The organism is Halomonas sp. (assembly GCF_041689495.1).
Taxonomy (GTDB): Bacteria; Pseudomonadota; Gammaproteobacteria; order Pseudomonadales; family Halomonadaceae; genus Halomonas.
In genome coordinates this window covers 1-7,598 of sequence record NZ_JBDNGD010000035.1, presented here as the reverse complement: position 1 = coordinate 7,598, position 7,598 = coordinate 1, and the positions used below count along the sequence as shown (strand labels likewise).

Below are 7,598 nucleotides of genomic sequence, written 5' to 3'. Positions count from 1 at the left end.
TGGTGCGGTGAGAAGCTGTCGTAGGGCAGCGTCTCCCAGTCGGGAAAGGGCATCACCGGAAGCCGGGCGAAGAATTGCAGGTCATTCTCCAGGCGCTGGGCCTGGGCAGTGTCGGTGGTGACCACCAGCAGGGGAGCGTCCTGAGCGAGATTGGCAAGCGCCAGAGCACCGGCACTGCCGTGGGGCGTCTGCCAGTATAACGTATCGCGCAGGCCCTGCGGCCGTGGTGGGTCCAACGGCGAGAAGTGCGGCATGGTGTCGGCTTCGGTTCGTGTTCGAGGCATTGAGAGTGGCGATACAGATCACCCAATGATACCAAACGAGACAAGGGCGTGTAGTCAAAACGGACTTTCTGTAGCCTCCTTACAGCATCTGCGACCAAACTGCGATTGCCCATCGGGAGTCGGGTCGGGATAATGAAGCGCTTCCCGAACACCACAGAGAGGCCACCCGTGAGTCAGCAACCGCTCGATACCATCTTCCAGGATTGGCATGACAACCAGGCCATCGCCGAACAGATGATTCCCTTGATCGGCCGTCTCTATCGCCATCACAATGTCGTCACCACCCTGTTCGGGCGCTCGCTCTTCAACCGAAGCGTCATCCGCATCCTGAAAGATCATCGTTTCGTGCGCAAGATAGAGGGCACCGAACTCTCGGTCCAGGATACCTTCCCGCTGGTACAGGCCATGACACGCCTCAATCTGGGGCCGGCCCACGTCGATGTGGGCAAGCTGGGGGTGACATTCAAGAAACGGGGTGGCCAGGATGCCGAGACCTTCATGCGCGAGGAACTCGCCGAGATTGTCGATGCCCATGATGCCAAGGCGGGAACTGGCAAGCCCAAGGATGTCGTTCTCTATGGCTTCGGGCGGATTGGCCGCATCCTTGCCAGGGTGCTGATCGACAAGGCAGGCGGCGGGAACCTGCTGCGGCTGCGTGCCATCGTGGTCCGGGGGCGTGGTGATATCGCCCAGGATCTCCAGAAACGCGCCAGCCTGTTGCGCCGTGACTCCGTGCATGGACCCTTCCACGGCACCCTCAGTCTCGATGTCGAGGCCCGTACCCTTACCGCCAACGGCAATCTGATCCAGGTGATCTACGCCGATTCTCCGTCGGAGGTCGATTATACCGCCTATGGCATCGATGAGGCCGTGGTGGTGGACAATACCGGTATCTGGCGTGATGAGGCGGGCCTTGGTCAGCACCTCGAATGCAAGGGCGTGGCCAAGGCGCTGCTCACGGCACCGGGAAAGGGGGATATACCCAACATCGTCTATGGCATCAACCATCAGGATATCGGCGCTGCGGATAATATCCTCTCGGCGGCGTCCTGCACGACCAATGCCATCGTCCCGATCCTCAAGGTGCTCAACGACGAGTTCGGCGTCGCCCACGGTCATGTCGAGACCGTTCACGCCTACACCAATGATCAGAACCTGATCGACAATTACCACAAGGGGGATCGCCGCGGACGCAGCGCGCCGCTGAACATGGTATTGACCGAGACGGGTGCCGCCAAGGCCGTCGTCAAGGCCTTGCCCGAGTTCGCCGGCAAGCTGACCGGCAATGCGATCCGCGTGCCGATTCCCAATGTCTCGATGGCGATCCTCAACCTGACCCTGGAAGGGGAGACCGATACCCAGGCACTCAATGACTACCTGCGGCGGATGTCCATCGATTCCGCCTATCAGAAGCAGATCGACTATGTGGATTCCCCCGAGGTCGTCTCCTCGGACTTCGTGGGCAACCGTCATGCCGGGATCGTTGACGCCAAGTCGACCATCGCCAATGGCAAGCATGTCGTTCTCTACGTCTGGTATGACAACGAATTCGGTTACAGCTGCCAGGTGGTGCGTATCCTGCAGCATGTCTCAAATGTCCGTTTCCTCAAGCTGCCACATGCGGCTAACGCCTGATCAACAGACCTGAATGCCTGGTGTAATCGGTGCCCCGCTGAATTGATTCGGTGGGGGTTTTTATTTATCCGAGTATGGTGCTGCGCTGCCGACCCGAAGTGCAAGGGGCCTTGCTGCCTCAAGTCAGGTGGTCAGGACCTTGGTGAATCATTATAATGTGGTGGATATCTCGGGGTGGTTCGGGCCTCGCTCGAGCCGGACTGGTAATGTATTGAAAATCAAGCATCCGAATCCATTCGAACCTCTTTCATCTATCCGATCCATCAACTGGGCGAGACTATGATCGAAGTCAAGAAAGGCCTGGATCTCCCCATCACGGGGGCGCCTGAGCAGCGCATCGAGGAAGCGCGGCCGGTGCGTCACGTGGCGGTCCTTGGACCCGACTATGTCGGCATGAAGCCGACCATGGAGGTCAAGGAAGGGGAGACCGTCAAGCTGGGCCAGCTGCTCTTCACCGACAAGAAAATCGACGGGGTGCGTTTCACTGCACCCGCCGCCGGTGAGATCGTGGCCATCAATCGTGGTGAAAGGCGCAAGCTGTTGTCCGTGGTGATCAAGGTCGACGAGAATGAGGAGGCGTTAGAGTTCACCGCCCACGGTCGTGACAAGCTGGAAAGCCTGGAGCGACAAGTGGTGGTCGACAGCCTCGTCGAATCCGGTCTCTGGACGGCGCTGCGCACTCGCCCCTATTCCCGCACACCGGCCATCGACAGCATCCCGACGGATGTCTTCGTCACCGCCATCGATACGCATCCGCTTGCTGCCGACCCCGCGATGGTCATCAACGAGCAGACAGATGCCTTCGAGGATGGCCTCAAGGTGCTGACTCGCCTGACCGAGGGCAAAGTGTATCTTTGCATGGGTCCCAACAGCAGCGTGGCCGGTGGCAATATCGACGGTGTCCAGGCGCAGACCTTTGCGGGTCCTCATCCGGCGGGCCTGGTGGGAACGCATATCCACTACCTCTCTCCGGTCGCCCTGCACAAGCGGGTCTGGCATATCGGCTATCAGGATGTCATTGCCTTCGGCAAGTTCTTCGCGGAGGGCAAGCTGGACACGCGCCGGGTGATCGCGCTGGGGGGGCCTCGCACGGAGAATCCCCGTCTGCTGCGTACCCGGATCGGGGCCAGTACCGAGGAACTCCTCGACGGTGAGGTGATCGACCCCGAAGGAACACGAGTCATCTCCGGTTCCGTCTTCAGCGGTAACATTGCGGAAGGTTCGCTGCGCTACCTGGGCCGCTTCCACAACCAGATCAGTCTGATCGAGGAAGGCAACAAGCGCCTCTGGCTGGGTTGGTTGTCGCCTGGCGTCAACCGCCATTCCGTGATGGGCATCTATGTCTCCAAGCTCAAGGGCCTGACCAACTATGCGCCCACCACTTCCACCAATGGGTCCGAGCGGGCGATGGTGCCTGTCGGTGCCTATGAGGAAGTGATGCCACTGGACATCCTGCCGACCCAGCTGTTGCGCTCCTTGATTGTCGGCGACATCGAGGCGGGCATGCAGCTCGGCTGTCTCGAGCTGGATGAAGAGGACCTGGCGTTGTGCACCTATGTGTGCCCGGGCAAGTATGAATACGGTCCCATCCTGCGCGACAACCTCACCCTGATCGAGAAAGAGGCCTGATGATGGGTATCCGACAGACACTCGACAATCTCGAGCCACACTTCCACAAGGGTGGCAAGTACGAGAAGTTCTATCCCCTCTACGAGGCGGTGGACACCATCTTCTACGCTCCGCCCGATGTGGCCAAGACCACGGCTCACGTGCGTGACGGGATCGACCTCAAGCGCATCATGATCACCGTCTGGCTTTGCACCTTCCCGGCGATGTTCTTCGGCATGTGGAGCGCCGGCTGGCAGGCCAACCTTGCCATCGCCGATGGCTACGGCTCCATGGATGGCTGGCGCGAAGCGATTGCCATGCTGCTGGCCGGCGGCCACAACCCGGATAGCGTCTGGGCCAACTTCGTCCTCGGCGCCACCTACTTCCTGCCCATCTACCTGGTGACCTTCGTGGTCGGTGGTTTCTGGGAGGTCCTCTTCGCCATCAAGCGTGGTCATGAGGTCAACGAGGGGTTCTTCGTCAGCTCGGTGCTATATGCCCTGATCCTGCCCGCCACCATCCCGCTCTGGCAGGTAGCCCTGGGCATTACCTTCGGCATCGTGGTCGGCAAGGAGATCTTCGGTGGTACCGGCAAGAACTTCCTCAACCCGGCGCTGGCCGGCCGTGCCTTCCTCTACTTCGCCTATCCGGCACAGATCACCGGTGATTCCGTGTGGGTGGCCGCGGATGGCTATACCGGCGCCACCGCGCTATCGACCGCCTTCCAGAGCGGCATGGATGCTCTGTCCAGCCAGTTCAGCTGGTGGGATGCCTTCCTCGGCTTCATCCCCGGCTCCGTGGGCGAGACCTCGACGCTGGCGATCCTGATCGGGGCCGTGGTGCTGCTGTGGACCAAGATCGCTTCCTGGCGAATCGTCCTGGGCGTCTTTCTCGGCATGGTGGCCACCAGTGCGCTCTTCAACCTGATCGGTTCCGACAGTAATCCGATGTTCGCGATGCCCTGGTACTGGCATCTGGTGGTGGGCGGCTTTGCCTTCGGCATGGTATTCATGGCCACCGATCCGGTATCCGCCTCGATGACCAATCCGGGCCGCCTGATATTCGGTGCGCTGATCGGTGTCATGACCATCCTTATCCGCGTGGTGAACCCGGCCTTCCCGGAAGGCATTATGTTGGCGATTCTTTTCGCCAACCTGTTCGCCCCGCTGATCGATCACTTCTTTGTACAGGCCAACATCAAGCGCCGCCTGGCGCGCACCGGTGTGCCGGCCGAGGAGACTGCGTGATGGCACAGAGCAATAACTCCACCAAGAAGATCCTGACGGTGGCGTTCGCACTTTGTTTCGTGTGTGCGGTCATCGTCTCGACTGCCGCGGTGGCACTGCGCCCGATGCAGCAGTTGAACCAGGAACTCGACCGCAAGACCAACATCCTGGAGGTGGCGGATCTCGACAAGCCGGGCATGGATATCCAGACCGCTTTCGAGAAGGTCACGCCACGGGTGGTAGATCTGCGGTCCGGCGAGTACACCGACCAGTTCGACCCCGCGACTTACGACGGCTTCCAGGCGGCCAAGGATCCGGCCCAGTCTCGCACGCTGTCCGGTGAGAGGGATATCGCCGGCCTGTCGCGTCAGGAGGCGTACAGCACCGTCTACCTGGTGGGCAATCCGGACGACCCCCAGCAGCTCATCTTGCCGATCCGCGGCCAGGGCCTCTGGGGCCTGATGCGCGGCTATCTCTCGGTGCAGGGTGACGGCAACACCATCGAGGGCATCACCTTCTACTCCCATGCCGAGACCCCCGGCCTGGGTGGCGAAGTCGACAACCCGAACTGGAAGGCCCAATGGCAAGGCAAGGAGATCTTTGCCGAGGAAGAGAGCGTGCAGCCGGCCATCCAGCTGGTGAAGGGCGGTGCCAGCGGCGAGACCGAGGTGGACGCCTTGTCTGGCGCCTCCCTGACCAGCCGTGGTGTGACCAACCTGGTGCAGTTCTGGCTGAGCCCTGAAGGCTTCGGCAACTACCTGGCGAAGTTCCGTAGCGGTGTGGACCAGGACGATGCCGAGCAAGCTGACGTCGAACTCGAAGCGGAAGGAGCCTGATCATGGCAGAAGCGACTCCCAAGGGCGTCCTGACGACGCCGATCTTCAACAACAACCCCATTGCGCTGCAGATACTGGGTATCTGCTCGGCCTTGGCGGTGACCAGCAGCATGAGCGTATCGCTGGTCATGACACTGGCGGTGATCTTCGTCACGGCCTTCTCCAGCATGTTCATCTCCCTGATCCGCAACCACATCCCCTCGTCGATCCGCATCATCGTGCAGATGACCATCATCGCTTCGCTGGTCATCGTGGTAGACCAGATCCTCAAGGCCTATGCCTACGAGATATCCAAACAGCTCTCGGTCTTCGTCGGGCTGATCATCACCAATTGCATCGTGATGGGGCGCGCCGAAGGCTTCGCCATGTCCAATACCCCGGGGCTGTCTTTCCTGGATGGCATCGGCAACGGGCTGGGCTACGGCTTCATCCTGATGGTGGTCAGCTTCATCCGCGAGCTGTTCGGGTCCGGAAGCGTCTTCGGTTTCACTGTGCTGGTCCCGGTACAGGATGGTGGTTGGTATGTGCCCAATGGCCTGTTCCTGCTACCACCTTCGGCGTTCTTCATCATCGGGCTGCTGATCTGGGTGCTGCGCTCCCTGAACCCGGAGCAGGTCGAGGAGAACGAGTTCAAGATGAAGGAAAACACTCAGCCGAAGGAGGCCGTTTAACATGGAACACTATCTCAGCCTGTTCATCGCCTCGGTCTTCGTCGAGAACATGGCCTTGGCGTTCTTCCTCGGCATATGTACCTTCATTGCAGTCTCCAAGAAGGTATCGTCGGCCTTCGGCCTGGGGATAGCGGTCATTGTGGTGCTGGTGATCACCGTTCCGGTCAACAACCTCATCCTGACCTACCTGTTGGATGAGGGGGCCCTGGCCTGGACCGGGATCAGTGGTGCCGAGAACATCGATCTGGCCTTCCTCGGCTATCTAAGTTACATCGGCGTCATCGCCGCCATCGTGCAGATCCTGGAGATGTTCCTCGACAAGTACGTGCCGGCGCTCTACAACGCCTTGGGCGTCTTCCTGCCGCTGATCACCGTGAACTGCGCCATCCTCGGTGCGACCCTGTTCATGTCCGAGCGCAGCTACAACTTCGGCGAATCCGTGGTCTATGGCCTGGGGGCCGGTGTGGGTTGGGCCCTGGCCATCACGGCGCTGGCCGGCATTCGCGAGAAGCTCAAGTACAGCGACGTTCCCGACTCCCTGCAGGGGCTGGGCATCACCTTCATCACCGTGGGTCTAATGTCGCTGGGCTTCATGTCCTTCTCCGGCATCCAGCTCTGAGGTACGTCATGTTGTCCCGACGGCACGCGGTGCCGTCGGGACTCAGGCAACGTCAAGCAATAGGAAACCGACATGGTTGATACAGCAGTCATCTTGCTCGGTGTGTTCATGTTCACCGTGATCATCATCGGCTTGGTCATGGTGATCCTGGCCGCGCGCAGCAAGCTTGTCAGTACCGGTGACGTGCAGATCGAGGTCAATGACGACCCCGAACACACCCTGACCACCCAGGCCGGTGGCAAGCTCCTCAATACCCTGGCCTCCAATGGGATTTTCCTGTCGTCCGCCTGTGGCGGTGCCGGCACCTGCGCCCAGTGCAAGTGTCGCGTGGAAGAGGGTGGCGGCGGCATCCTGCCCACCGAGGAATATCACTTCACCCTGCGCGAGAAGAAGGACGGCTGGCGCCTCTCCTGCCAGGTGCCGGTCAAGCAGGACATGAAGATCGAGGTGCCGGAAGAGGTCTTCGGCGTCAAGAAGTGGGAGTGTGAGGTCATCGACAATCCCAATGTTGCGACCTTCATCAAGGAACTGAATCTGCGACTTCCCGAAGGGGAAGTTGTGGGCTTCCGGGCCGGCGGCTATGTACAGCTGGTGGCACCGCCCTACGATATCTCCTTCAAGGACTTCGATATCGATGAGGAGTATAGCGGCGACTGGGAGAAGTTCGGCCTGTTCGATATCTCCCACAGGAACGACGAGGAGGTCATCAGGGCCTACTC

Annotated in this window: 8 protein-coding genes; 7 read left to right on the top strand and 1 reads right to left on the bottom strand. The window is 60.4% G+C overall.

Going from position 1 to position 7,598, the window contains the following annotated elements; translation table 11 throughout:
• Positions 1 to 254: hypothetical protein (locus ACESMD_RS01105; protein ID WP_372609509.1), on the bottom strand; the 254-nt coding region annotated here is incomplete at its 3' end.
• A 198-nt stretch (positions 255 to 452) separates the two neighbouring features.
• Here ACESMD_RS01105 and ACESMD_RS01100 point away from each other — a divergent pair.
• From ACESMD_RS01100 to nqrF, 7 genes are all read left to right on the top strand, one after another.
• Entirely contained in the window at positions 453 to 1,919 is a 1,467-nt protein-coding gene (locus tag ACESMD_RS01100) for a glyceraldehyde-3-phosphate dehydrogenase (protein ID WP_372609507.1), read from the top strand.
• Positions 1,920 to 2,198: 279 nt separating this feature from the next.
• Positions 2,199 to 3,548 (top strand): Na(+)-translocating NADH-quinone reductase subunit A, encoded by a 1,350-nt coding sequence (locus tag ACESMD_RS01095; protein ID WP_372609505.1) that lies wholly within the window; start codon positions 2,199 to 2,201, stop codon positions 3,546 to 3,548.
• Positions 3,548 to 4,774: an NADH:ubiquinone reductase (Na(+)-transporting) subunit B gene (locus ACESMD_RS01090; RefSeq protein WP_372609503.1), complete on the top strand. Its 1,227-nt coding sequence runs from the start codon at positions 3,548 to 3,550 to the stop codon at positions 4,772 to 4,774. Before ACESMD_RS01095 ends, ACESMD_RS01090 begins: the two co-directional genes overlap by 1 nt.
• Positions 4,774 to 5,589 (top strand): Na(+)-translocating NADH-quinone reductase subunit C, encoded by an 816-nt coding sequence (locus tag ACESMD_RS01085; RefSeq protein ID WP_372609501.1) that lies wholly within the window; start codon positions 4,774 to 4,776, stop codon positions 5,587 to 5,589. Before ACESMD_RS01090 ends, ACESMD_RS01085 begins: the two co-directional genes overlap by 1 nt.
• Before the next feature lie 2 nt (positions 5,590 to 5,591).
• Positions 5,592 to 6,260 (top strand): NADH:ubiquinone reductase (Na(+)-transporting) subunit D, encoded by a 669-nt coding sequence (locus ACESMD_RS01080; RefSeq protein WP_372609499.1) that lies wholly within the window; start codon positions 5,592 to 5,594, stop codon positions 6,258 to 6,260.
• Position 6,261: 1 nt separating this feature from the next.
• Positions 6,262 to 6,879, top strand: coding sequence for an NADH:ubiquinone reductase (Na(+)-transporting) subunit E (gene nqrE, locus ACESMD_RS01075; protein WP_372609497.1), 618 nt, complete (start codon positions 6,262 to 6,264; stop codon positions 6,877 to 6,879).
• A 72-nt stretch (positions 6,880 to 6,951) separates the two neighbouring features.
• Positions 6,952 to 7,598 (top strand): NADH:ubiquinone reductase (Na(+)-transporting) subunit F (nqrF, locus tag ACESMD_RS01070; protein WP_372609495.1); only part of this gene is annotated, 647 nt, incomplete at its 3' end.

Bases quoted from the DNA above. Each gene is read 5' to 3' on its own strand.
- ACESMD_RS01095 (WP_372609505.1), top strand. From the start codon at position 2,199: ATGATCGAAGTCAAGAAAGGCCTGGATCTCCCCATCACGGGGGCGCCT.
- ACESMD_RS01090 (WP_372609503.1), top strand. From the start codon at position 3,548: ATGATGGGTATCCGACAGACACTCGACAATCTCGAGCCACACTTCCAC.
- ACESMD_RS01085 (WP_372609501.1), top strand. From the start codon at position 4,774: ATGGCACAGAGCAATAACTCCACCAAGAAGATCCTGACGGTGGCGTTC.
- ACESMD_RS01080 (WP_372609499.1), top strand. From the start codon at position 5,592: ATGGCAGAAGCGACTCCCAAGGGCGTCCTGACGACGCCGATCTTCAAC.
- nqrE (WP_372609497.1), top strand. From the start codon at position 6,262: ATGGAACACTATCTCAGCCTGTTCATCGCCTCGGTCTTCGTCGAGAAC.